At 46.8% G+C, this 25,379-nt stretch carries 23 protein-coding genes; 12 read left to right on the plus strand and 11 right to left on the minus strand.

Features of this window, described 5'->3' with window-relative positions:
- Positions 1-575: 575 nt before the first annotated feature.
- The 6 genes from EI981_RS10970 to EI981_RS10995 all read left to right on the plus strand — a co-directional run bounded on the left by EI981_RS10970 (position 576) and on the right by EI981_RS10995 (position 7,572).
- Positions 576-3,005 carry a glycoside hydrolase family 6 protein gene (locus EI981_RS10970; RefSeq protein WP_126998050.1) on the plus strand — a complete coding sequence of 810 codons (2,430 nt, stop codon included), beginning with the start codon at positions 576-578 and terminating at the stop codon, positions 3,003-3,005.
- A gap of 66 nt (positions 3,006-3,071) precedes the next feature.
- Complete coding sequence (locus tag EI981_RS10975; RefSeq protein ID WP_126998052.1) at positions 3,072-4,961, plus strand: cellulase family glycosylhydrolase; 1,890 nt, start codon at positions 3,072-3,074, stop codon at positions 4,959-4,961.
- A gap of 233 nt (positions 4,962-5,194) precedes the next feature.
- Positions 5,195-5,536, plus strand: a complete 342-nt coding sequence (locus EI981_RS10980; RefSeq protein ID WP_126998054.1) for a GRAM domain-containing protein — start codon at positions 5,195-5,197, stop codon at positions 5,534-5,536.
- Between the two features lie 34 nt (positions 5,537-5,570).
- Positions 5,571-6,020, plus strand: coding sequence for a GyrI-like domain-containing protein (locus tag EI981_RS10985; protein WP_126998056.1), 450 nt, complete (start codon positions 5,571-5,573; stop codon positions 6,018-6,020).
- A 168-nt stretch (positions 6,021-6,188) separates the two neighbouring features.
- Entirely contained in the window at positions 6,189-6,824 is a 636-nt protein-coding gene (locus EI981_RS10990; protein ID WP_126998058.1) for an alpha/beta fold hydrolase, read from the plus strand.
- Between the two features lie 46 nt (positions 6,825-6,870).
- A complete protein-coding gene (locus tag EI981_RS10995; protein ID WP_126998060.1) occupies positions 6,871-7,572 on the plus strand; it encodes a DinB family protein in 702 nt (233 codons plus the stop codon).
- Between the two features lie 96 nt (positions 7,573-7,668).
- Here EI981_RS10995 and EI981_RS11000 read toward each other — a convergent pair whose 3' ends face one another.
- Both EI981_RS11000 and EI981_RS11005 read right to left on the minus strand, forming a co-directional pair.
- Complete coding sequence (locus EI981_RS11000; protein ID WP_127004569.1) at positions 7,669-8,430, minus strand: RluA family pseudouridine synthase; 762 nt, start codon at positions 8,428-8,430, stop codon at positions 7,669-7,671.
- A 2-nt stretch (positions 8,431-8,432) separates the two neighbouring features.
- On the minus strand, positions 8,433-9,296 hold the full coding sequence (locus EI981_RS11005; protein WP_126998062.1) for a class I SAM-dependent methyltransferase: 864 nt from the start codon (positions 9,294-9,296) through the stop codon (positions 8,433-8,435).
- Between the two features lie 241 nt (positions 9,297-9,537).
- Here EI981_RS11005 and EI981_RS11010 point away from each other — a divergent pair, with 241 nt between their 5' ends.
- Entirely contained in the window at positions 9,538-11,256 is a 1,719-nt protein-coding gene (locus EI981_RS11010; RefSeq protein WP_126998064.1) for an ABC transporter ATP-binding protein, read from the plus strand.
- On the opposite strand, the gene EI981_RS11015 is transcribed toward EI981_RS11010, so the two are convergent.
- Positions 11,253-12,086: a GNAT family N-acetyltransferase gene (locus EI981_RS11015; RefSeq protein WP_126998066.1), complete on the minus strand. Its 834-nt coding sequence runs from the start codon at positions 12,084-12,086 to the stop codon at positions 11,253-11,255. The genes EI981_RS11010 and EI981_RS11015 overlap by 4 nt on opposite strands.
- A gap of 168 nt (positions 12,087-12,254) precedes the next feature.
- On the opposite strand from EI981_RS11015, the gene EI981_RS11020 reads away from it, so the two are divergent.
- Together EI981_RS11020 and EI981_RS11025 are read left to right on the plus strand one after the other, a co-directional pair.
- Entirely contained in the window at positions 12,255-13,037 is a 783-nt protein-coding gene (locus EI981_RS11020) for an ABC transporter ATP-binding protein (RefSeq protein ID WP_126998068.1), read from the plus strand.
- 192 nt (positions 13,038-13,229) lie between these two features.
- Complete coding sequence (locus tag EI981_RS11025; RefSeq protein WP_418789049.1) at positions 13,230-14,069, plus strand: prohibitin family protein; 840 nt, start codon at positions 13,230-13,232, stop codon at positions 14,067-14,069.
- A gap of 45 nt (positions 14,070-14,114) precedes the next feature.
- On the opposite strand, the gene EI981_RS11030 is transcribed toward EI981_RS11025, so the two are convergent.
- From EI981_RS11030 to EI981_RS11045, 4 genes are read right to left on the minus strand one after another with little or no spacing between them, the layout of a single operon-like run.
- The gene (locus tag EI981_RS11030) at positions 14,115-15,218 is read right to left on the minus strand and encodes a GerAB/ArcD/ProY family transporter (RefSeq protein ID WP_126998070.1); all 1,104 of its coding nucleotides are present in this window, start codon (positions 15,216-15,218) and stop codon (positions 14,115-14,117) included.
- Positions 15,219-15,239: 21 nt separating this feature from the next.
- A complete protein-coding gene (locus EI981_RS11035; RefSeq protein ID WP_126998072.1) occupies positions 15,240-15,461 on the minus strand; it encodes a hypothetical protein in 222 nt (73 codons plus the stop codon).
- Positions 15,462-15,488: 27 nt separating this feature from the next.
- Positions 15,489-16,673, minus strand: a complete 1,185-nt coding sequence (locus tag EI981_RS11040; RefSeq protein ID WP_126998074.1) for a Ger(x)C family spore germination protein — start codon at positions 16,671-16,673, stop codon at positions 15,489-15,491.
- Positions 16,670-18,259: a spore germination protein gene (locus EI981_RS11045; protein ID WP_126998076.1), complete on the minus strand. Its 1,590-nt coding sequence runs from the start codon at positions 18,257-18,259 to the stop codon at positions 16,670-16,672. Before EI981_RS11045 ends, EI981_RS11040 begins: the two co-directional genes overlap by 4 nt.
- Positions 18,260-18,485: 226 nt before the next feature.
- On the opposite strand from EI981_RS11045, the gene EI981_RS11050 reads away from it, so the two are divergent.
- Complete coding sequence (locus EI981_RS11050) at positions 18,486-19,529, plus strand: HD-GYP domain-containing protein (RefSeq protein ID WP_126998078.1); 1,044 nt, start codon at positions 18,486-18,488, stop codon at positions 19,527-19,529.
- A 78-nt stretch (positions 19,530-19,607) separates the two neighbouring features.
- Here the strand turns inward: EI981_RS11050 and EI981_RS29525 are convergent, their stop codons facing one another.
- The 3 genes from EI981_RS29525 to EI981_RS29535 all read right to left on the minus strand — a co-directional run bounded on the left by EI981_RS29525 (position 19,608) and on the right by EI981_RS29535 (position 22,171).
- The gene (locus EI981_RS29525) at positions 19,608-20,240 is read right to left on the minus strand and encodes a phosphatidylglycerol lysyltransferase domain-containing protein (protein WP_237172650.1); all 633 of its coding nucleotides are present in this window, start codon (positions 20,238-20,240) and stop codon (positions 19,608-19,610) included.
- Positions 20,241-20,363: 123 nt separating this feature from the next.
- The gene (locus EI981_RS29530) at positions 20,364-21,104 is read right to left on the minus strand and encodes a hypothetical protein (protein ID WP_227011793.1); all 741 of its coding nucleotides are present in this window, start codon (positions 21,102-21,104) and stop codon (positions 20,364-20,366) included.
- Positions 21,083-22,171 carry a flippase-like domain-containing protein gene (locus EI981_RS29535; protein WP_227011794.1) on the minus strand — a complete coding sequence of 363 codons (1,089 nt, stop codon included), beginning with the start codon at positions 22,169-22,171 and terminating at the stop codon, positions 21,083-21,085. Before EI981_RS29535 ends, EI981_RS29530 begins: the two co-directional genes overlap by 22 nt.
- Positions 22,172-22,564: 393 nt before the next feature.
- On the opposite strand from EI981_RS29535, the gene EI981_RS11065 reads away from it, so the two are divergent.
- Both EI981_RS11065 and EI981_RS11070 read left to right on the plus strand, forming a co-directional pair.
- Complete coding sequence (locus tag EI981_RS11065) at positions 22,565-23,146, plus strand: GNAT family N-acetyltransferase (RefSeq protein ID WP_127004573.1); 582 nt, start codon at positions 22,565-22,567, stop codon at positions 23,144-23,146.
- Between the two features lie 208 nt (positions 23,147-23,354).
- Positions 23,355-24,137 carry a CPBP family intramembrane glutamic endopeptidase gene (locus EI981_RS11070; RefSeq protein WP_126998080.1) on the plus strand — a complete coding sequence of 261 codons (783 nt, stop codon included), beginning with the start codon at positions 23,355-23,357 and terminating at the stop codon, positions 24,135-24,137.
- Positions 24,138-24,184: 47 nt separating this feature from the next.
- Here the strand turns inward: EI981_RS11070 and EI981_RS11075 are convergent, their stop codons facing one another.
- Positions 24,185-25,360 (minus strand): MalY/PatB family protein, encoded by a 1,176-nt coding sequence (locus EI981_RS11075; RefSeq protein WP_126998082.1) that lies wholly within the window; start codon positions 25,358-25,360, stop codon positions 24,185-24,187.
- Between the last annotated feature and the right edge of the window lie 19 nt (positions 25,361-25,379).

Here is a 25,379-nt window from a genome sequence, read left to right on the forward strand (position 1 = left end):
GGATTTTTGTGTGCAGCCATTGGCACCTAGGGATAGAAGATTTTAAACCAAGCTACAGAAAAATTTCAACTATACAAATACTACGCAGATCAATAATATAAAGGTGCAAGTTTTACTTTTTATTACATAAATATATTTTTTTATTTTGTTGTCCATCACATAGGTTTAAAAGAAAATTTTTCATTCATTCTTCATCAAAAGAGATGCAATGTTTATTGAAAGCGCATACCAAAACTCCGCATCACGACACGTTGAATGGATTCTAATGATAAATGATGCTCTTAACCGCGTAACTTTTTTCCATTACATTCAAAGATTCATAGAGTTCATACCAGATACAGCCTTGTTAGGAACATACAGCTTTTAGCCTACTATTTATGTTTTGTCACATAGGCCCGGAGCGAACCTTCGCTCTAATAAAGGGGGTGGTGCCAAATAAATTCAAGGATGAGAAGCAGACGATTATTCCTTCATGGCACAGTAGACCGCTGACTGGAACAATAGTGACGGTGTACCGGACGGTACGCTAGTTAGGGAATTGAACCGCAAACCATCAATAATTAAGGAGTGATCCCATGAATTCGAAATTGTTCAAACGATTAGTGGCGATTACGGGAGTCGCGGCTTTGGCGCTGACGCTATTTCAGCCTTTTGGGGCAGAGAAGAGCTATGCTGCTGAAGCGCATGTCGACAATCCGTTCCTGGGTGCCACGATGTATGTGAACCCCGATTACGCGGCGCTGATCGATACTTCCATCGCTCAAGTTAGCGACAGCACATTGAAGGCCAAGATGGAGACCGTTAAGTCATATCCTACAGCCGTCTGGCTAGACCGCATCGCGGCGATTAATGGCGGTGCAGAGAATGGTGGACGGAAGAGTCTGGAGCAGACGATGGATGCTATACTAGCTCAGAAGCAAGGAAGTACGCCTATCGTTGCTCAATTTGTAATCTACGATTTGCCAGGCCGGGACTGTCACGCCTTGGCTTCCAATGGGGAGCTGCCTTTGACAGCCGCAGGCTTGCAAACTTATAAGACAGATTATATTGACCGAATTGCCGGGATTTTTGCAAATCCGAAATATTCCAGCATCCGTATCGTTGCCATCATCGAGCCTGATTCGCTGCCGAATCTGGTGACGAATCTGAGCGATTCCAGATGCGCTCAAGCGAATTCCAGCAATATTTATCGGGATGCCACGCGTTATGCACTCGATAAGCTGCATGCGATTCCTAATGTCTACAATTACATGGACATTGGCCACTCCGGATGGTTAGGCTGGGACAGCAACCGTCAACCGACGATCGATCTCTTCACCTCGGTTGTTAGTGGGACTGCTGCAGGACTTGCCAGTGTGGACGGATTTATTTCGAATACAGCAAATACAACTCCACTTGAAGAGCCGAATCTGCCTGATCCGAATTTGACGATTAGTGGCAATCAGATCAAATCAGCAACTTATTATGAGTGGAATCCATATTTCGATGAAGCTGATTTCACCGCTGCTTTGTATTCGGGCTTCGTGGCCAAAGGCTGGCCATCCAGCATTGGCTTCCTGATTGATACCTCCCGGAACGGGTGGGGTGGACCAAACCGACCAACTAGTGCAAGTGGTACATCCGTTAATGCATATGTTGATTCCGGACGAGTCGACAAACGTCTTCATCGTGGTAACTGGTGTAATGCCAGTGGTGCTGGTATTGGGCAACCACCGCAAGCTGCGCCTGCGGGTTATCCGAACTCGCATCTCGATGCCTTTGTATGGGTGAAGCCGCCAGGTGAATCGGACGGTTCGAGCTCTGAAATTCCGAATAATGAAGGCAAAGGCTTCGATAGAATGTGTGACCCAACTTATACCAATGCCAATGGAACATTGACAGGTGCATTGCCAAACGCTCCAGTATCCGGACACTGGTTCCACAATCAATTCGTAGAGCTGGTTCAAAATGCATATCCGGCAATTCCAACAAATGGCGGTGGAACACCTACGGTTCCTTCTGCACCGGCAGGATTGACAGCTACCGCGGGCAATGCGCAAGTAACGCTGAGCTGGGTAGCGACAAGCGGAGCGACAGGTTATAACGTGAAGCGAGCAACGACAAGCGGCGGCCCATACACGACGGTAACGACTGGAGTAACGGCAACGAGTTATACGAATACGGGTCTGACGAACGGCACGCTGTATTACTATGTCGTTAGCGCAGTGAACAGCGCAGGCGAGAGTGTGAATTCTGCGCAGGTAACAGCCACGCCGCAAGCGACAGCGACTGTACCAGCTGCGCCGACAGGATTAACAGCTACTGCGGGCAATGCGCAAGTAACGCTGAGCTGGGCAGCGACAAGCGGGGCGACAGGTTATAACGTGAAGCGAGCTACGACAAGCGGCGGCCCATACACGACGGTAGCGACCGGCGTAACGTCGACAAGCTATACGAATACGGGTCTGACGAACGGCACGCCGTATTATTATGTCGTTAGCGCAGTGAACAGCGCAGGCGAGAGCGCGAATTCTGAGCAGGTGACAGCAACGCCAAGCGGTGGTGGAACTGGAACGTCCAGTCTGGTGCTTCAATATCGGGTTGGGGACACTAGCGCTACTGACAATCAGATCAAGCCTCAATTGAATATCAAGAATAACGGCACTTCTGCTGTGAACTTAAGTGACCTTAAAATTCGTTACTATTTCACGAAGGATGGCAATCAGGACGTTAATGCCTGGATCGACTGGGCACAGGTAGGTTCAGCCAACATTACTAATACTTTTGGCACAGTATCCGCTACGAAGGCGGACACCTATATCGAGCTGAGCTTTAGCGCTGCAGCCGGATCTATTGCAGCCGGAGGGCAGTCGGGAGATATTCAATTGCGGATGTCGAAGGCGGACTGGTCCAATTTTGACGAGAGTAATGATTATTCCTATGACGCCACAAAAACAGCCTACACTGATTGGGATCATGTCACTTTGTATCTGAACGGCGTGCTGGTCTGGGGAATTGAGCCTTAATGAACGACTGGACCGATCTCATATTCATTCAAGTTAGCCTAAGTCCATGAAAGATGGTGAGAATGAATGTTCAAAATATTAGCCAAAACTCTCTTGATCGGTTCGCTCGTTATAGGAGCTATGGGACTAGGCGCAGTAGGTGCCGGAACCCAGGAGGCTAAGGCTGCCGCTAATTATTACCACACATCAGGGAATAAGATTGTCGATTCGTCGGGTAAGCCAGCTGTATTCAACGGGATTAACTGGTTCGGATTCGAGACAGCGAACTATGCTCCCCATGGCTTGTGGACCAGATCTATGGATGATGTACTCGATCAGATGAAGTCTCACGGCTACAATTTGATCCGTCTTCCATACAGTAACCAGATGTTTGATTCAGGTTCTGCCGCGAACGGGATCGATTATGCGAAGAATCCGGATTTAAACGGTCTGACTCCGATACAGATCATGGATAAGCTGGTTGACAAAGCGGGCGCCCGTGGAATGAAAATATTCCTGGATCGTCATCGCCCTGACTCCAGTGGACAATCCGAACTTTGGTACACTTCTGCCTATTCGGAGCAACGCTGGATCGATGACTGGAAGATGCTGGCCACTCGTTACAATGGAAATGACACCGTAATTGGTGCCGATCTTCACAATGAGCCACATGGCACAGCCAGCTGGGGGACTGGAAACCAATCAACAGATTGGAGACTTGCCGCAGAGCGTGCGGGTAATGCGATTCTATCTGTAAATCCGAACTGGCTTATCATCGTAGAAGGGATCGAGAAGAATGTGCAGGGCTTCAGTGACAGCTACTGGTGGGGAGGCAATCTTAAGGGAGTTGCCAACTATCCAGTGAGACTGAACGTTCCGAATCAACTCGTCTATTCCGCCCATGATTATGGTCCTGGCGTCTCGAATCAGACATGGTTCTCAGATCCGTCATTCCCAAATAATATGCCAGGGATTTGGGATGCGTACTGGGGATATATCAGCAAACAGAACATCGCTCCGGTCATCGTCGGTGAATTTGGCGGCCGTGGTGTTGATCTGACTAGTGTCGAAGGTAAATGGCAGAACAAGCTGGTAGATTATATTGGTGCGAACAATCTTTACTGGACTTATTGGTGCTTGAACCCGAATTCCGGGGATACGGGTGGTCTCCTGCAGGACGACTGGACTACGTGGAATGCACCGAAGCAGACGATGCTGGATAAGATCATGCAGCCGCTGAGTGGTGGAGGCGGAGGAACGACTGTACCTGCCGCTCCGACCGGACTGACGGCTACGGCAGGTAATGCGAAGGTGAGTCTCAGTTGGTCGGCTTCGGCTGGAGCAAGCACTTATAATGTAAAGAGAGCAGCAACGAACGGTGGCCCATACACGACTGTGGCGGCTGGAGTTACAGGCACATCTTATACCGATCAGGGGCTGACGAACGGAACCGTGTATTACTATGCAGTTAGTGCTGCAAATTCCGCAGGTGAAAGTGCAAATTCAGCTGCAGTATCTGCTACGCCATCAGGAGGATCTACTCCTACTGGCAATCTAGTTGTTCAATATCGAGCTGGTGATATTAACGCAACAGATAACCAGATTAAGCCTTTCTTCAATATTAAGAACAACGGAACGACAGCTGTAAACTTAAGTGATCTCAAGCTTCGATATTATTTTTCGAAAGATGGCTCACAGAGCATGGAGTCCTGGATCGATTGGGCATCCATCGGAGTAGCTAACATTCAATGGACCTTTAACGACACTTATGTTGAACTCAGCTTTACTTCAGCAGCAGGCTCAATTCAGGCAGGAGGCCAGACGGGAGAAATTCAGCTGCGAATGGCCAAGTCGGATTGGTCGAACTTCGATGAGACGAATGACTATTCCTTTGACCCAACCAAGACAGCTTTTGCGGATTGGAATAAGGTAACCTTATATCAGAATGGCACGTTGGTATGGGGAGTAGAGCCTTAAAAGGAATGAGATTGAATTGGGAGAGGAGCCGCTTCGGCGGTTCTTTTCTTTTTTATTTTACAGCTCAAATTTATGTGTCAGGTTAAATAAGTCGATTTCATTATAATAGGGTGATTCTCAAAATATGGGATGCATGATATAACTGAAAAGAGTATTGGTAATCAAAAAGTTAAAGATCGAATCGTAAAATATGACGGTTAGGTATGAAAACAATGCGGAGGGGCGTGAAAAATATGGAATTGAGTCCGTCGGAATATGTAGTGAAGGAACGAATACCGGCCAATCTATTTAGAAGTGTTGAAGCGGTCGGGGGAAGATTAACAATTACCAATGAAAGACTGCTGTTCACTCCGCATATGATTAACATTCAGACAGAATCTGTTGAGATCAATATGGCCGACATTGTCGGAGTCGAGAAGCGAAACACGATGGGGCTAGTACCTAATGGCATCAAGATCACGAATCGCTATGGTAGTGAATTCAAGTTTGTCGTATACAAAAGGGCTCAATTGATTGAGCTTATTAATCAGTACAGGGTTTATGGAATGTCACCAGATTCTAATAGGATCTATTAAAGCTTTAAAATAACTATTTTAGGAGGAGCATATAATGAGTCAAAATCCGATTAAAACCGTGCATTTGGAAGAGAAGAAATTCGTCGGGTTCCCCGTCACTTCCAGCTTTTCATTCCATGATCCTAACCGAATAGAAGAGGCAAAACGTCAATTTCTTGAGCGCAAGCATGAGATTAGAGATGTTGTCAATCCTGAAGAATACGTGTGCCCACACTTTGCCTCAGAGGTATTGTTTACTTACTTCTACTGTATGGAGGTTAGTGCACTTGAGGATATACCGGAAGGAATGATCGGTTTCACTATCCCAGCGCGCAATTATGTGACAACGAGAGCGAATGCCGATCCTTACGAAGTACTCCATGCCTACATCAAAGATAACGGAATCGATCACCATCCAAGAGCGCTTGCTTTGGAAGTGTATCCATTTGCCGACCCGGAATGGCCTGGAAAAGTCGATGTGTTTGTTCCGATTATGGAAGTATAGTCGAAGATACAGATATCTCTCCATCATACAGGTGCCGGAGGTTAGAGCGTATGCCGCACGTACAAGTTCAAGATTTGCAGATGTTTTACGAGAAGCTGGGTACAGGGGAACCGATCATTTTTTTTACATAGCAGCTATTCTCGGGGAATTCTGGCTTTTGCGAGCCAACTGCTCGATTTTCAAAAGAGTTACACTTGTTATTATCCCGATTTCAGGGGCCATGGCCGGACACGTTGCGAGAGTATGGACTGGAATTCTCCTCGGCTTGCCGAGGATATCATTAATTTCATGGATATGCTTCATATTCCTAAGGCCCATCTGTTTGGCTATAGCTTAGGAGCGAATGTTGCGCTGTATTGTGCTGTTGAGCACCCGGAGCGAGTTGCTTCCATCATTACGATTGGAACAAGCGGCTTTGCTGAACCCGCCGGTGTCGAGGAGTTTGAGCCGGAGTGGCTGGCCCGGCACGGACAGCAAGAGCTGATTGAGCAAATGCTCGAAAGACATGAAGAAGCACACTTGGGAAACTGGCAGGAATTTATGCGTCAATCGGCCAATGAATGGCGTTATTATCCACAGTTGACGGTGGAGCAGTTAAGTGGGATTCGCTGCCCATCCTTGTTCATTACCGGTGAGCATGATCCTTTTGCAGGAGAAGAGAAGATTAGGAAGTTAAGCTCGCTCGTTCAAGGGTCGCAGTATCTGGTCATTTCCGACTGCAGCCATAGGCCACACACAGTTAGAGAGAAGCCGGTGCTCGTTAATGACTCGATCCTTCAGTTTCTTAGTCGAACTTCAATTTAAGCTTGCCAGAGCTATTTCTTATATTAGATTAGAAGGTGGTGTACATATGGACTTGAAGCAAAGGAAATGTTGGAACGAGAATCACAAGCAATTAACGAACCTGATCTTTACGATGGACAAGCATGCGCAGGCAGTTGAGCTTTTTCTGAATCAGCACGCTCTATTGCATTCTTCGCAAATGAGCCATTCGAGTGTTACGACGTTAGAGGATTATTTATTAGATCAGATGGCCGAGCATGCTTTTCGCACATATCCAGTGAAAGTTCCAGGTACGAAGAACTCCATTGCCTGGCATTTATGGCATATCACCAGAATCGAGGATATGACAATGAATGTCCTTCTGAACGATGAGGAACAGATCTTCGAGATGGGGAATTGGAAAGAAAGGCTCCAGGTGAATTATTTCCACACGGGGAACGGGATGATGGAGGAAGAAGTTGCTGATTTGAGCTCGAATATAAATCTTTCCGCGTTGTTAGCGTATCGGCTTGAAGTTGGGCGCAGGACTCGTGAGATCGTAGCCTCTATGCTGCCGGGACAGTTCAACCAGAAGGTTGACCCAATCAGAATCAAGAAGCTGAATGATAATGGAGCTGTTAAGCAGGGAGAATCATGGCTGCTTGAATATTGGGGTAACAAAAGGCTAGGTGGTTTAATTCTGATGCCTGCGACCCGACATCTTTTTCTGCATTTGAATAAAGCGGTGCGGATAAAAGAGAAGCTGCAAAAACTCAATGAACTTGGCTAGAGAATGGTTAGGAAATCGATCTGCTGCTAGTAGTGAATACATATAAAAAGACGCTTCTACCCAATAGTATCGTGGTTAAGAAGCGTCTTTACGCATTTACATACTACTGCTCGAGACTAAGTTCTCAGCAATCTGCGAATATGTCCGTGAATCCCACAAATCCCATGGAAATTGGGATGGGGGGGAGGAGACAAGGTCGACAGGCTCCTTGGTTACCGGATGAGGGAAGCCAACATACAGCGACCAGAGTGCGATTTGCTGGCCTGGCTTGTTAATGTGTGCCCCATATTTCTGATCACCGTATAACGGACAGCCAAGCTGATTCATCTGCACGCGGATTTGGTGTGGGCGCCCGGTGTGTAGCTCGATTTGTACCAACGACAGTCCGTGCTCAGCTGAAACGCCAAGCACATGATAATCGAGAATTGCTTCCTTGCTGCCAGGCGTCCCCTTGGCCACGACGGATACCGTATTGGTCCGCTCATCCTTCAGCAACGTGTCGATCAGGCGCCCACGCTGCTGCGGTGGCTGTCCATGAACGACGGCAACATAGGACTTAGCGAATTTCCGTGTACGCACAGCATCGGAGAGGCGGGAAGCAGCCTTGGACGTCTTCGCGAAGATCATGGCTCCGCCGACTGGACGATCCAGGCGGTGGACAAGGCCAAGATATACATTCCCGGGCTTATTAAATCTTTCCTTAATATCTACTTTCAGCAGATTTAATAAGTCCGGATCTCCGCTAGCATCCTCTTGGGTCGGAATGTTCACAGGCTTCTCAATGCCGAGCAGATGATTGTCCTCATACAAAATTTTCATTGCTGGATGTCCCGTCGTCCAAGACACTGCAGGATCCATCATTATTCCTCCCAGCGGCCTAGAATACCACAAGGCAGATTCATGCCGGACTTCGTAATCGGGAGACCAAGCTCACCAGCAGAGATACGTCCGCCGTACCGTTGCTTCACAGTCATCGTTAAAATGTTGTTCAGTACCGTTGGCGAAATTCCTGTTGTATAGGAATTGATCAGGAAGAACAACGGCTTATCCGAGAGGATTGACAAGCAGGATTCCACGAACGGATACAGGCTCTGTTCCAGCTTCCACGTCTCCCCCGATGGTCCCCTGCCGTAAGAAGGGGGGTCCATGATGATCGCATCGTAGTGATTGCCGCGCCGCTGCTCGCGTTGTACGAACTTGAATACATCGTCCGTAATGAAACGGACAGGACGATCGCCGAGTCCAGATAGAGCGAGATTCTCCTTGGCCCATTGCACCATTCCCTTTGCCGCATCGACATGCACAACAGAAGCGCCAGCAGATGCGCAAGCGACGGAAGCGCCGCCTGTATAGGCGAACAGGTTAAGCACATTAATCGGGCGCTTTGCATTGGAGATCTTGTCCATCATCCAGCGCCAGTTGGCAGCTTGCTCCGGGAAGAGACCCGTATGCTTGAAGCTGGTCGGTTTAATATAAAATTTGAGCTGATCAAAAGAAATCGTCCAGCGTTCAGGAATCGGCTTCTTCATCTCCCAGCTGCCCCCGCCGGAAGAGCTGCGGTGATAGTGTCCGTGCACATCCCGCCATGCCTTATCCTCGTTAGCGATCGGCCAGATAATTTGCGGATCTGGACGGCGCAGAATTACGTCGCCCCAACGCTCCAACTTCTCTCCATTTCCTGTATCGATAACTTCATAGTCATTCCATTCATTAGAAACGTACATTTACTATAATCCTTCCTTCCAAGACAAGGTAGTTCATTGAATTCCCGATCACCAGTAGGCCTCCGGGACGATTCATTCGGTAGTTATTGTACCTTATTTAAGGGTCTCCATGCTACTGATTGATGAATCTTGACCGAACCAAGAATAATTATAACTGACTTGGGACTGTGAAAAGACTCATAACTGTGATAATCTTTACACAAAAATGCTTCCTGCATGACAGATTGGAGAGAACGCCGAAATGCTTCGAGATTTTTTTTCATATTATCGTCCTTATAAGAATCTGTTCCTATTAGACTTCACCTGCGCTGTCGTCGCAGGGCTGCTGGAGCTGGGATTCCCGATTGCAGTCAACCAATTCGTGGACAAGCTGCTTCCCGGCAAGGACTGGTCACTAATCGCGATGGCCTGTGCCGCGCTGCTCGGAATATATATTTTGAACACGGTATTGAACTATATTGTTACTTACTGGGGACATATGTTAGGGGTTAACATCGAGACGGATATGCGTAAGAACATGTTCGAGCACTTACAGAAGCTGAGCTTCAAATTTTATGACAATCACAAGACCGGTCACTTAATGTCCCGCTTGTCGAATGATCTCGACAATATCGGGGAGGTCGCTCACCACGGGCCGGAGGATGTATTTATCGCGGGTATGACCTTGGTCGGTTCATTTCTGCTTATGCTGTCGATCAATTGGAAGCTGGCTGTGTTGACCTTCTTAGTTGTGCCCGTTCTCGTCTGGGCTGCGCTGCATTTCAATCGGCAGATGACGAAGACCTACCGTGGGCTGTTCGGGGCACTGGCAGATTTCAACTCCCGGGTTGAAGAGAATATTGGCGGCATTCGTGTCGTTCAGGCTTTTGCCAATGAAGAGCATGAGAATAAGCTGTTCGCCGAGAACAATGGACTCTATCGCCGTACGAAGCTGCGTGCTTATAAGATTATGGCTGGCAGCTTCTCCGTCAACTATATGCTGATACGGCTAGTCTCTTTATTCGTCATGATTTGCGGGACTTGGTTCGTTATTCGCGGCGAGCTGTCCTATGGGGAATTCGTTGGATTCTTGCTTCTAGCTAACGTCTTCGTTCGACCGATCGAGAAGATCAATGCGATCATTGAGAGTTATCCGAAAGGGATTGCCGGATTCAAGCGCTATATGGAGATCATGAATACGGAGCCAGATGTAGCGGATAAAGCGGACGCATTGGAAGTGGGGCAGTTAAAGGGAGATATCGCCTTCCAGAATGTGAGCTTTGGATACGACGGCAAAGACAGAGTGTTGAACAATATTAGTCTGAATATTCACGCTGGGGAGACCATCGCCTTTGTCGGGCCTTCCGGTGCTGGCAAGACAACGTTGTGCAGCCTGCTGCCACGGTTCTATGAGGTGGATGGGGGCCGGATTACAGTGGATGGCACAGATATCCGAGATGTTACCCTATCCTCATTACGCCGCAACATCGGGATCGTCCAGCAAGACGTATATTTATTCTCCGGCAGTATCCGCGAGAATATTGCTTACGGTAAACTAGGGGCCAGCGACGAAGAGATTTGGACGGCGGCGCGGCGCGCCCAGCTTGAGGATTTCATTGAAGCACAGCCCGAGGGAATGAATACCGTAATTGGGGAGCGCGGTGTGAAGCTCTCTGGCGGACAGAAGCAACGTCTGGCTATTGCCCGTATGTTCCTGAAGAATCCTCCAATTCTGATCCTGGACGAGGCTACCTCGGCACTGGATACGGAGACGGAGCTGGCGATCCAACAATCTCTTGCCGAATTATCGGAAGGGAGGACTACGCTCGTGATTGCGCATCGACTGGCAACGATCAAGAATGCCGATCGTATCGTCGTTGTAACGGAAGAGGGCATATCAGAGCAGGGACGTCATCAGGAGCTGGTGACCGCAGGCGGCCATTACAGCCGCCTGCACCAGGCACAATTTGGTGCTATTTAAGTTCGATCATAAGTAAAATAGTCCTGCGCACTGCGCAGCTGAAACCCGGCTGTCTCATAGAGCTTCATGGCAGCCGGGTTTTCTATGGCGACATCTAGCCATATGCTGCGCCCGGCGGCATGCTCCCGAGCGATAACCTGCTGCAATACAGCATGTCCAATCCCTCCGCCTCTATAGCGGGAGTGAATAACGAAGCCATAGATCCAGCTCCGATCTTCTAGCCTCGAGACGCGGATCTTGCCGACGGTCTGGCCATCAGCAATGATCAGTTCGTTCTCGGCGATGTCCTTCGGGCTCAACCGGATATTATCCTGTAGCGTCTGTTCATAGTCACACTGAAAGCCGTCCGCGTCCAGCTGGCTGAGCGATTCCGCATCTTCCGGTGTGGCAGGACACAGCGATATGCCTGGCCGCACATTGCTCAGTTTGTTCTCCGCCGCAACATATTGCATCTGGTTTTCGGTGAAGGAATAGCGACATCTGACAGTCTTCAGGAAAGCTTGGCCTGAGGCAGATGCCGCTGGCGTATTCAACAAGATGGAAGAGTACCTTACTGCTTCTTCTCTAGTAATTCCACTTTGCAGCAATCTTGTGAAAATCCCTTGTCTTCGGAAATCAGGATGTACCATCCCGCAAATCTCCATATTTCCGCCGATGATATACTTGCCTAAGAAGGCAAGGAGCCGTCCATCCCGATATTCTGTGAGGTGAAGGCTGTTGTCTTCCTCCGGATTAAGCAGCATATCCCAATTCAGCTTGAGGCCGATCTGATCATTTTGTTCGCAGGTCGCCTGCAACTCTTGCAATTCATCTACATTTAGTCTCAACATATATCTACCATCCTTTGCTAGTATTCTAGTATAAGGAACAACGAGATAGCAATATAACAGGATCAAGGATTCATTCACCTGCTGAATACATCAAATTCTTGACAAATTCATTCCGGCAGAGTAGCTTGGGATTATTATACAAAAAACGGAGGAAGGCAGGGGAGAGCTATGGAGAAGAATGTTGTAGAGATGAAGGGTGTGAGCTGGCGGCGCGAAGGGAAGACGGTGCTGCAGCAAATCGATTGGACGGTACAAGAAGGAGAGCACTGGGCTTTATTTGGCCTCAATGGCTCAGGCAAGACTACTCTGCTTAATTTACTCTGCGGTTATATCTGGCCGACCAGCGGACAGATCAGCGTACTCGGCCATAAATTTGGCGAGGTAGATTTAAGAGAATTGCGCAAATCCATCGGCTGGGTCAGCTCTTCGCTACAAGAGCGGCTGCACGGGAATGAGAAAGCGCAAAATCTCGTTGTGAGCGGTAAATTTGCCTCCATTGGTCTTTATGAGAAGCCGACGGAGGCGGATTACGAACAAGCTTCAGCCCTCATGGAGCAATTGCGCTGTGGGCATTTGCTGGATCGCACTTACCAAACCTGTTCTCAAGGAGAGAAGCAGAAGCTGCTGATTGCCAGAGCTTTAATGGCGGCACCGCGTCTGCTTATTCTTGATGAAGCGGCAAATGGGCTTGATTTTATATCGAAGGAAGGCTTGCTTGACAGTATCAGTGAGCTGGCGAAGCAACCTGATGCCCCAAGCATGATTTATGTGACACACCATACGGAGGAAATTTTACCGATCTTCTCCCATTCCTTATTGATTCGGCGCGGAGAGATCTTTGCCCAGGGCAAGACGCAGGAAGTACTGAATAGCGACCAATTGTCCGATTTCTTCGAGATGTCGGTTGATCTGAATTGGAATCAAGGCCGTGCCTGGCTATCGCGAAAATAAACTCTGTTGCAAATTTTGCTACTTTTTCCAGAGTGCAACGTACTATTAGTAATGTACGTTCAAAAAGGCCGGTTTTCAGTACTGAAGCTTATGCTTCCGATGTGCATTTTTTCAAAATGCTTCAGTTGGATGTGGCAGGGTGGACTTTTTGAGCAACCTCTACAGAATAGCAAAATAAACGGAGGGATCCATATGGAGATGGGAACAAACCCTGGAGTGAAGAAGCCAGTCAAGCTACGAGGATTAACAGGTGTTATTATTACGGTCATTATTGTCGGAATTATTGCGATGGGCAGCTTTACGCAGGTAGAATTCGGCCATGTTGGGTTGTATAAAACATTTGGGAAATTGAATAGCGAAGTGTTGTCTCCAGGGATTCACTTCAAGATTCCGTTCATTCAGTCCGTCATTCAGGTGAACACCCAGGTGACCAAAGCGGAGACGGATACAACAGCTTCTTCAAAGGATTTGCAGCCAGTGTCAACACATGTTGCCGTCAACTATTCTGTAAATAAAGTGTCGGCCTACAATCTAATGAACAATATTGGAGGAGCCTTCGATACGATCATTATTAACCCGGCCGTACAGGAGATTGTCAAAGAGGTGACCGCGAGATATCAGGCCGAGGATCTGATTGCCAAGCGGGATGTCGTTGCTGGAGAGATTAGCGAACTGCTGACAGCCCGTCTCGCAAAGTACGATCTTATTGTCAATGAGATTAACATCGTCGACTTTAAATTTTCCGATGCTTTCAATCAGTCAATTGAAGCGAAGCAGGTAGCTCAGCAACAGGCACTCAAAGCCAGTAATGATCTGAAGCGGGTTGAGATCGAGGCTAAGCAGAAGATTGCCCAAGCCCAAGCCGAGGCGGAGTCTCTTAAGCTGAAGAAGCAGGAAGTTACGCCAGAGCTCATCCAATTGAAGCAGATCGAGGTTCAAGAGAAGGCGCTGGAGAAATGGGATGGGAAGCTTCCATCTGTAACAGGAGGAGCAACACCATTCATCGATATTCAATCGTTAACTAGCAAATAATCTACATTTGTGAAATTAAAAATGCCGCCTCTTTGGGCGGTATTTTTATGTTTGCTGCTGCCCGGGCTTAGAGGAACGACTACGGATCAGATAGGAGATCCAATAGATGATAGGTATTAGAATCTCACACACGATTAGCAATCCGGGCAATTTGAAGGAATATAGATCATTCAGTTCGGTCTGAGTCCTGATCATTATCATGGATAGTATCGTTATGAAGGCGGTCAGAGACAGTGTAAAAGGTCGATGATCCTTGACTTTAGTAAGCTGTGAGATGCAGAACGTGGTCATGAAGACCGTGAAGCATATTTTGACAAATAGGCTCGTTAGCCACAGGATGATCAGAATCGGGTCACCTGTCTGCAGGAATGAACCGGTCGAAATGAAGGTCGTTATTTCCAGATCCGGGTAAGACAAATTTGCCGTGATCTCGGGTCCGAAGGCGGACAATACAACGAATAAATGCGACAAATTCATAAAAACTGAGAGTACAATTGCCCACAGTATAGTTTTATGTGCTTTTTTCGGAGTTTTCATATAAGGCATTAATAGGAACAGGAAGGATATTTCGCCGAACATGGCGATGTTTAAAAAAATTCCATTCCCCAATTGAGCGGGTTCAAGATGCGTAAGGAAGGCCGGTAACATCTCTACCTGTAGCTCCCCAGCAGCCAGAAACGGAAGAATAAAATAGGACAGGGCACTAAGTAGAAAAATGCCCTGTGCAGCCCGGAATATCGTAAACACACCGGAATAGACAGCATAAGCTATAGCCAGACTGAAGGTGAGGAGAACAGCCCAGGACGGCGTGCCGATTAAATACTCCGTGAGCAGGAAGTTTGACATTTGTCTTATGTTGATCGCGGCAAGCATTATATTGGTAAATATCACCAAAGCCATAAAAAAGGTATGCGGCCACTTGCCGACCAGTTCATGCCCGTATTCGACAGCAAATTCATCGGGTCTGGCCCGGCTTACTTTCAAGGCAGGGTAGATCAGCAGCCAGGCCAGAAATGGGCCTATTAGTGAGGCGAGGAGAGAGGAATATTTGCTGGTATCGGCCAGAGGGTTTTCGATAAAGGCCGCGAAAGTCGTATACATCGACATACTGTACAACGTAAAAATCTGAAGTGAAGTAATTTTCTTCATTTTCGCTGTTCCTCCTCTAGGCTATTTTCTTCCCGGCCCTATCAAGATGTGATTTTCAATATAGTCTAACACCGTGTAAAGGTTGCACGTCTCCTTGAATGCGTACTGCAGTTCAATCAGGATCAGCAGAAGGATTGTTATCGATAGACCGATGATTTTTTTCTTCAGACTTGCCTTTAGGCTACGCAGTTTGAACCAGTCAAAGATGATAATCAGAACAAACAAGAATCCGATCCAGCCCATATCCTCCCTCCGCAGCTCAATTTTTTTCTATCGTTCTGTAGAGCGATAGAAAGTCCCCGTATGATTTAATGTAATATCTACATCGATTTCGATCTTTAGTTGATCGGCATAATAGTCATCCCATTGATGCTGTATCTGTCTCCATGCCTTTGGATAACGCCAGTCCAAGTAGTCGCTGAGCCGGAAAGCATCGCATTTTATCTGTTTCGTAGATTGAAATGTTTGATGCATAAGTCGTGCCAGATCTTTATTTAATGTTTCCCGCAGTTTGATCAACATCTCACTATTCTTGATATCAAGATTCGAGTTGGATGAGAAGATATATGCGGCTCCCCGGCTCTTGACCTGAAAGCTGATTTGATTGTTATTAAACATAGGCTTTATCTTTGTTTTAATATCGCTGATTCTAAATGTTATCTCTTTACTGTCCGTTGGGGATTTGATAGAAGATATAGCTTCATCAATTTGTGATGTGATCCAGAGAGCACCCCTAAGCTCATCATAGGACAGATGGCGGCCAGCGACCATTTTGCCATTCTTGAATAATGCAGCACCGTCCGGTCTGGCCCAGAGATGTTTGTCCGGATTAACAACATCGCTATTTTGGAACTCTTTGAAGCTGAGCCGTGGTATTAGAATATCCCCGGTCCTTTTCTTGGCCATTAAGAAATCCTTGACCGTTGTATTGAGTGTCAGATGCTCGTCAATAAACTTGCTAAGAACTGTTGAGATGAAGCGTTCGCCTACCGCAGGAGATTTCTTAATATCCTCGACCGAATCCTCGGTTACGAATAAGTTGGCGCTAATATGAAAATTAGGCTGTCGACTGATTAAATCAATGATGGGATCCATTCCTTGTTCTGCGAAACGACTACCAACGACAATGACACGTGTCTGGCCGAAGAAGATATCTCTCGTCGTATCTAATTGAAGATCCCGTAAAATTTGTCCAATCTCTTTACCCTTTTTAGAAATGAAGGTGAACGGCTCCCCGCCGCCCTTGCTTTGGCCCCCCGTCTGGCTCGGGACCATCCGGTTGGGAAGAGGAATGCCGAAAGAGACTTCCAGATGACCGTCCTCCAACAGATCGATCGTCATAATCGTTGGAAAAACCCTGTTATTTAACTCAGAGGATGACCAGCATCCGCCCAACATAAGCACTAACAATAGCAGCGGCGCAGTAAAGTATAGCCTAGCCGGCCATTTCTTCATTCATTCTCACCCTTCGGCTTGGCCCATCCGCGGGCATTCTTTGAAACTCGATGACGATTATTAGAGGTAAGGGGAGAGCGGGTACGCATGGATGTCCAGGGTCCCCTTATCAACGTATCGCTCTGATCTTCCATAATAAACGGCGTCAATGGAGATAAATAAGGAATTCCAAATGATTGGAGATTAACTAGGTGAATGTAGATTAAGATCAGGGCGCAGGCAATCCCGTAAAGTCCGAACAAGGATGCTAAGATCATGGTAGGGAAGCGAAGTATCCTAATTGCAATTCCAAGATCATAATGCGGGATAATGAACGAGGCAATGCCAGTTAACGAGACGATGATCACCATAGCAGCGGATACGATTCCCGCTTGTACCGCAGCCGTGCCGATAATGAGCGCGCCAATAATGGATACTGCCTGACCGATCGATTTAGGGATACGGATCGAGGCTTCCCGCAGCGCCTCGAAGGCGATCTCCATCATGAACGCTTCATAGATGACCGGAAAGGGTACAATCTCCCGGGAGGAAGCGATTGTAACCAGCAGCGGAAAGGGAATCATCTGCGGATGAAATGTAGTGATTGCAATGTATAGAGACGGCAGCAGAAGGGAGACAAAAAAGAAGAAATAACGGATCAGTCGAATAAAAGATCCAGCGATGAACCAAATATTATAATCGTCCGCCGATTGCATCAGCATAGACAAAGTAACGGGCGCAACCAGGCAGACGGGAGTTCCGTTCATCATAATCGCTATTCTTCCCTCCAGCAGAGAGGCTGTAACGGTATCCGGTCTTTCCGTATATTCAACCTGAGGGAAAGGGGAGTAAGGATTGTCCTTAAGGAATTCCTCAATATAGAATGTCCCTACAATGCCATCTATCTCAATGTAGGATAATCTCCGTTTCACCTCTTCTACGAGTTCTGGCTTACATACGCCTTCAATATAACTGATGATTAGTTTGGTCTGGGTCTTCTTGCCGATAATAATACTCTCTGTTTTGAGGGCCGGTGTTTTCAAATGCCGACGCAGCATAGTTAAATTGGTTGGCAGATCCTCAATAAAAGATTCCCGTGAACCGCGGATAATGGACTCATTCGGTGTCTCCTCGATGGAGCGAGTCGTATAAGAGGCCACTTCAAAGTTGATCATTCGGTTATCCCCATCAATGAGCAGGGAGGCACAGGAACTAAGGATATGGGTTAGACATTGGTTCATGTCGGAAGTAACAGTATAGTGTGAGACGGACAGGGACCTGCGTTCAAATAGAGTCTTATAGACATTTGAAGAGTCCGATGCTTCAGTTAATAGATCGTGCAATATGAAGTGCTGAAGTGAGTTCTGGTCTATCATTCCATTGAGATAGATAATGGCGCAGCCCTCGCCAGAGGATAGTTCAAATTCCCGAAAAATAACGTCCGAGCAATTGTTAAATTGCTGCTTGAACCAGTCCAGACGTGGTTTGAGGTACTTGTCAGTCGTCTCTAGGGCAGGCAATTCTGTACGTGGAGGTTGTCCGCTTTTGGAAGGTGATGATTTTGGATTACGATCATGAACGCGTCTTTTGCGTCCCCAGGGCCACATGTTAACATCTCCTTTCAACCCAAATTATGTGATTCAGATTATAAGGTTCGCGAATAGAGGAAGTTTTATGCAAATGAATCTTAAGTACTATTTAGAGAAAGCGTTTTTTATTCGATATTAATAGTGCAAAGTATCGTGATTATTGTGATTCAGTTACATACACCTATACTTAATAGATCCGTCAGACTAAGAAGGCCTAAATTTGTCGAGAGGAGGCTGAATATTTATGAAAATGCATATTACTGATCTCAAGGACGGGGACCGGTTACAATCCGATTTGTTCAATCGTGCCGGGCTCCACGTATTAGCGAAGGGAACGAGCGTACATAAAGAAGAAATTGCTCTTCTGTACAGGCAGAGCATCGACTATATCGATATCGAGCCGCGGGTTGATTCAACCGCTCTATTCGGGCTGGATCGCAGCGGATTCTCCAGCCGATTGCAAGAGAACTTCGAGCTCACGGTCAAGGGGTACCAGTCGATCTTTCTGGAGGCGTTGACTACCGGGAAATTCAATCAAGCGATGGTGGATGACAAGCTTCAGCCCATGCTTGAGGTTATAGATGAGAAGAAGGATGTCGTGTCCTTGTTGATTTATTTCGGGCAAGATGACGTCAATATTTATAATCATTCCTTACAAGTGGGACTCTTGTCTTATTACATCGCATATTGGTTAGGTTATTCCCAGCAAGAGTGTGTAGATGTCAGTAAAGCGGGGTATTTGCATGATATAGGCAAGAGCAGGGTACCGCAGGAAATTCGCAATCAGTCCCATCCTTTGAACGATGAGGAGAAGGTGGAGCTTCGAAAACATACGAGATACGGTTATGAGATTATCAAGGATTCGATGTCTGATGAACGGATCGCCTTGGCGGCCTTGCAGCATCATGAGCGGGAGGATGGCTCCGGCCATCCGCATGGATTGTACAAAGATCAAATCCATCCGTATGCTCAAATCGTGGCGGTAGCGAATGCTTACGTTGATATGACTGCCCCGGATGAGAACGGCAACAAGCTTACGTTATTGACGGTGCTTCGCAAAATATATGAACTTGGTTTCGGTGTATTGAATGAACGCGCAGTTCAAGTGCTGACCCGTAATCTGATGCCCAACTTTATTGGAAAGAAGGTACGACTCAGCAACGGGGAGACCGCAACCATTGTATGGACGAACCCTTCGGATATTTTCAGACCGTTAGTTCAATCTGAGCAGAATTTTTACGATTTATCCACGGAACGGAATATCGAGATTACAGATGTTTTTATGTAATTTACAACATCAAGGCCGCTGCCGGAATTTTCCGGTCAGCGGCCTTGATGTTGTTTATAGGGTTTCAGCCCCGTATCTTTAGATGGAGCCGCTCGCTTTAGTTCCGCAGTTTGTGCGGCTTGCGTGATAACAAGCTGACCAACTCGAGTAGCAGTACAGGCAGAGATACATTTGTCGGATAAGCCAGATATCGGGGTTCCCATCCGGGCGTAAATTTCTCTTTATAGTTCCTTGTTCCCTGGCGAATTCGAACAGACTGATGAACAGCTGATCCATGGTTCCATTTGGAACTTCAGGAAGATGGCGCATGAGGTCTACGGACAGAGTTACGTCATGGTCGTAGACAGGAGCGACGGAAGCGAAGGCGATAACCTTATTTTCTTGATCGATAATCAGAGCAAGGGGAGCGAGTTGTAAGTAATTCTCATCGAACCAGCCGATCGAGAATCCTTTTTCTTTTTTCCCTCGAAGCCATTGATCTGAAATATATTTCAACCTCTCCATCAGCTTCTCCTGATGGGGAGGAGATGCAACCTCGAACCGGAAGCCCTCTTGTTCGAAGCGGTTGTGAACCGCTCTAAGTGCAGCATTTCGCTTGCCTCTCAAGGTGAAGCTGCTCAAGTCAACTAGCGCTTCTTCGCCCAGCTTGAAGAAGCGGTACCCATTCTCATGGTAGAGCGGCAAATAGTCAGGAGTCGTCTGATAGAACACAGTCTCTAATGCATATTGGTCAGCATAGTTCTGAAATTGCTGGATAGCTTCGCTTAACCATTTCCCTTGGTCCTAGCGGATCACCTAATACGACGAGCTTGTTATGCATCTTTGCATAAGGGATCAACACTTGATGTCCATCGCCCAGAAGAAGCCCTTATCTCCCGAAAATAACATATGGGTAAGCATATTACCGGGATATTGCTCTAGGAAATCACTTAATTTAGCATGATCTACATTACTAATGCTGGGCATATTCAGCTGCTTTGGACGGAGTAAGTAATACAGGGTTAGCAGAAGCCAAGCAAGAAGCAGCCCACTCACTGCCGAGAGAATGAATGCACTGGATCCGAGCAGCTTTGGCGCATGCTCACCAACGTGAAAATGAAAAGGCTTCTTCAGAAAAGGGCGTGTACTGGCCCCGATGAAGTAATAAACTCCAGCAATACATGCCGTAATGATCATCCAACCGATGATATGATATTTTCTGAGAGGAACCGACAATCTGTAAAATTGTTGTCTGGACATCCAAAGCAAGAGTGCGATGACCAGTAAAATGATGGCCTCTTCATAATCAAATGCGTTGGCAAAAGTAAAGATAGCACCGGTACAAAGCAGGAGCAGCGTCCAGGAATAAGCACGTTTGACGCGCAGCGTTATTCCCCTTGACAGCACGATCAGCATAATGCCGATATCGGTAATGAAAGAATATTCTCTATATAATGAAACCGATATAGAAGGGCAGGAGTAGCCGCCGATAGAATCAACAGCGCACCCGCGCCGAAGACAAGCTTGCTTAGTGACCAGGCGCTGACTTCTCCGATGAAACCGAGAGGGCCTGGCTAACTGCGAAGCTTCCGCCACGTATTTGCGACAGTTGCCGCCTCACCGCTCTCATCCAATGGCTTCTTTGCAGGCATCACTTGAGATGATTCGTCAGATGCGGGAGAAGCCCCTTTCTTACGATCCCGTGAAAACTCATAGGCCGCCATAATAAGGCCGATCAACCAAGGCAGAATGTAATACAGGATTCTGAACAGAATGAGTACAACTGCGCTTTTCTCAGGAGAATGCCCTAGCAGTTGAAGTCCAAGGAGGGCCGTCAGATCGAAGCCACCAATCCCGCTGGGCGCCATACTGATCATACCAGCAATTGCTGCTACGATGTATATCCCGAAGATAGCGGTAAAGGATAGATTCGGGAAAAAAGCTCTGCAAATGAGCCAGAAAGTGAGCCCGGCGAACAACCATTCCATGAAGGAGACGGTGATTACAGAGACAATCGTTCGCCACTGCATTTGTCCACGGTCGCGATTGAACCATTTAGAGAACAGCGTCGTTCGCTGCAAAAGTACAAATAACGGCAAATATAATGCCGAACCCCATACTGCGTATATGAGCCAGTGATGAACCTCTGTAATTTGACTGGCGGGGAAGACAGCAAAAATATTGAACCAGGCAAGCAATGATAATCCGGTAAACGGGATGGTCGATAGGAAACCAACAGCAGCGGCAATTGTGGAATACGAGGTTCCGCGGCTGCGCAGCAGCGCAGTCCTTATGCCAGCTCCGGTCAGACCAGCGAAGCCTAGCAGGTTGCTGGAGGTATTCGCGATCCATCCATATCTGAAAGTCTGCCAGCGGCTTAGTGGAAGCTGGAAATGACGTCTGATTAACAGGTCATATAGGGTCATGATCGAGACTGCAATGAGGGAGAAGCAGAATAAGAACAATAATGTCTCTGGGTGAATATGGCGCAGATAGTACAAGGTTTTGCCCCAATGAATCGTGCGGAATTCCTTTTGCCCTTCCCAATATACGAGACCGATGATAACGATCGGTGGAATGAGCCTAAGTACTTTAATTTGATACAGGGTGGAGATCCATTTTTTTATCTGTAATCTATCGATGAGACTTCGAATGCGCTGCATATTGAATGAGCTCCCTTATGACATAAGTAATTATATTATGGTGTCCAGTAAAAGAATATGTCAAACATTGCCGTCATACCGAATCATAATAGGCGCTGCTAAGGATGGATCCAATAGGCTACTTTACCCGTAGCGTGCCTATTGCATTAATGAGGAGGATTATGCGAAGGCGGTGGGGCCTATTCAGGAGGCAGTCATCTTAGGTCCTCCGGTCGGTTGCTATAATGAATCAACAAATGTATCTTCAAATATGAAAAGCTCCTAATCATTTTTGGTATGAAATGATATAATGGGGTATCGGGTATACACTTGGATTTATATTAATGAGGTGGAACTATTTGTAGTAAATTACTTCAAGTCGGTCGGCAGGACATTCCTAGAGTGGCTGCTGTAATGGCCGAAGCTTTTGCTAAGGATGACCCGCTGTATCGATACATTTTGCCGAACGAGAAAACAAGATTGCAAGTGCTGAATATATTTTTCAAGTATTATATCGAGATGTTATACCCCTATTCCGACCTAGTGACAACTTCGGATCGCTATGAAGCGGTAGCCCTGATCTTCCATTCGGAACTGGAGCCGAAGACATGGCGTTCAAAAGTGAGCTATTGGCGTGAAATCGCCAGGGCTATAGGTAAATCTTTGCCGATCTGCCGCTATATAGGGCTTCGCGGATTCGTACGCGGCATAACGATTCTTCGCCAAATGGACTCATCCTGGCTGTCAATGCTTGGAGGGCATAGATATTTACATCTGGATATGTTAGCCGTTCAGGAGCAGTATCAGGGGCAAGGCTATGTTTCGCAGATTGTTAGACCTCTATTGGAGAAATGCCAGGAGGAAAAGACGATATGCTCGCTGGAGACACAGACGGAGAGCAACCTGCCGATGTATGAGCATTATAATTACCATATCGTCAAGACAATTCCATTGCCCGGAAGTTCATTGCAGCAGTATTGCCTGCTACATTATTGATGTAATTGTAAGCGGCCCTGCTTCTAAAGCTTTCGAACAGAAATATCATAAGAAAGAGCATTTTCGACTTGACGGAGGATGCTCTTTTTTTATTCTTATGTTTGCATATAATAGCATTTACTGGATTTACATTGATAGGTTTAATTGCTATTATAGCATCTGTAAACTCCTGAAGTTTTTAGGATTCAGTATTATTTAGGAAGGGAAGATGTTGATGGGGGAAAAGCAGCGTAAAGAACATCCTATATTGTTCTCATTAATGCTGGGGATTGTATTAACGTTGATAGTGGCAATTGCATCCGCTGTTGCGACTATTCTGGAGTCTCATGATCGAGGTATTATGATGGCACAAGGCATCGCTTTCTTGGTAATGGCGATCATTATCACATTTTATATGAGGAAGAGAGATGCTTCACTCGGAATATTCGGATTTAAAGGCATGAATATGTCGCAGGCAAAAGCTGTTCTTTACTATGTCCCTTTGCTTGTGATTGTGATGGTTCAGCCGATCATCGGCGGGCTTAATACTTCACTTTCAGTGATTGATATCGTTATCATCCTATTTTTTTCTCTCCTTGTCGGTTATACGGAGGAATCCATTTTCCGGGGGATACTCCGGGAGAGATTACGCCCCAAAGGCGCTGCTTTCTTTATTGTTTTTTCTTCTTTGTTTTTTGGCATTCTTCATATGGCCAATGCGTTTAATGGCAGCGGCTTTCTCCATATTTTCCTGCAAGTCGTTAATGCACTGCTAATTGGTTTTATTCTGGCATTAATCATTGAGGCAACGAACAGTATATTTCCACTTATCTTGTTTCATTTCTTGTTTGATGCCTTGGCGCAATTGACCAGCAACTCCATCCTAGAGAAGGAAGTGTTGGCCGTATCCATTCTGAATATATTGTATCTATTATATGGAATTTATCTGGTTTACATATTGTTAAAGCGCAAAAGGACAGCAATCCATGCTACTGGGCACATAAGTCAATAGTCAATATAAAATGTAGGGGACCCCAAAGAGGTCCCCTACAGCTGCTATTAAAGCATTCTTTCAATAGCTCCTTTGAATTGGTCCAGCGCTTTGCTAAGTAGAGGTCGAGGACAGGCCAAATTGATACGAAGGAAGCCTGTACCTTGTTCACCATACAACGAACCTTCATTGAAGGCGATCTTGGCTTCTTGATACATCAATTGCTTCAAAGCATCTGTGTTCAGACCGAGCTTGCGGCAATCCACCCATAGCAGGTAGGTTCCTTCTGATACGATCGGATTCAGCATAGGCATTTGGTCCTTGATGAAGGAGATCGCATACTCCATATTGCCGCGTACATAGTTCAACAATGCTTCAAGCCAATCTTCACTTTCGTTATAGGCAGCAATTGTAGCAGGAGGTCCGAAGAAGCTGACTCCGCCTACAGCAAGTGTCTGAACCTGTTCATCGAATAACCGCTTCATCTCTGGATTCGAGATGCAAGTAAATGAGGAATTAAGGCCAGGCATATTGAAGGTCTTAGACGGTGCGAGACAGGTGACTGTCCGTTCAGCGATCGTCTCTGATAGGGTTGCGAACGGAATATGTTTCTTGTCGGCCAGTATCAAATCACAATGGATCTCATCGGAAATGACGCGGACATCATATTGCTCGCATAGCCGTCCCAAATGCTCTAGTTCCTCACGATCCCATACGCGGCCGCCTGGGTTATGGGGACTGCAGAGCAACAATAACTTGGCACCGTCACGCATCAGACTCTCCAGCTGTTCATAATCCATCTCATAACGACCATTACGGAGCACTAATGGATTCTGGGCAACCTGGCGGCCGTTCTTGCGAATGACATCGTAGAATGGATTATATACTGGTGATTGAAGAATCACCTGATCACCTGGTTCGGACAATACTTGAATAGCGACGCCGAGTGCAGGAACGACTCCTGGTGTATCCGTCAACCATTCAGGCTGGATCTGCCAATGATGGCGCCTGCTGAACCAGCTCGTAATTGCATCTAAATACTCATGAGTTCTAATCGTATAACCATACATTCCTAATTCAGCCCGCTGCTTAACGGTCTCGATGATAGCTGGCGGACAACGGAAGTCCATGTCTGCTACCCATAGTGGGAGAACATCCGGATCGCCGAACAAGCTTTCAGCTTGATCCCATTTTAAAGAAAGTGTCCCTTTTCGTTCGAACTGTTCGTCAAACTGATAAGTCATAGATTTGTTGCCTTCCTTT

The organism is Paenibacillus lutimineralis (assembly GCF_003991425.1).
Classification (GTDB): Bacteria; Bacillota; Bacilli; order Paenibacillales; family Paenibacillaceae; genus Fontibacillus; species Fontibacillus lutimineralis.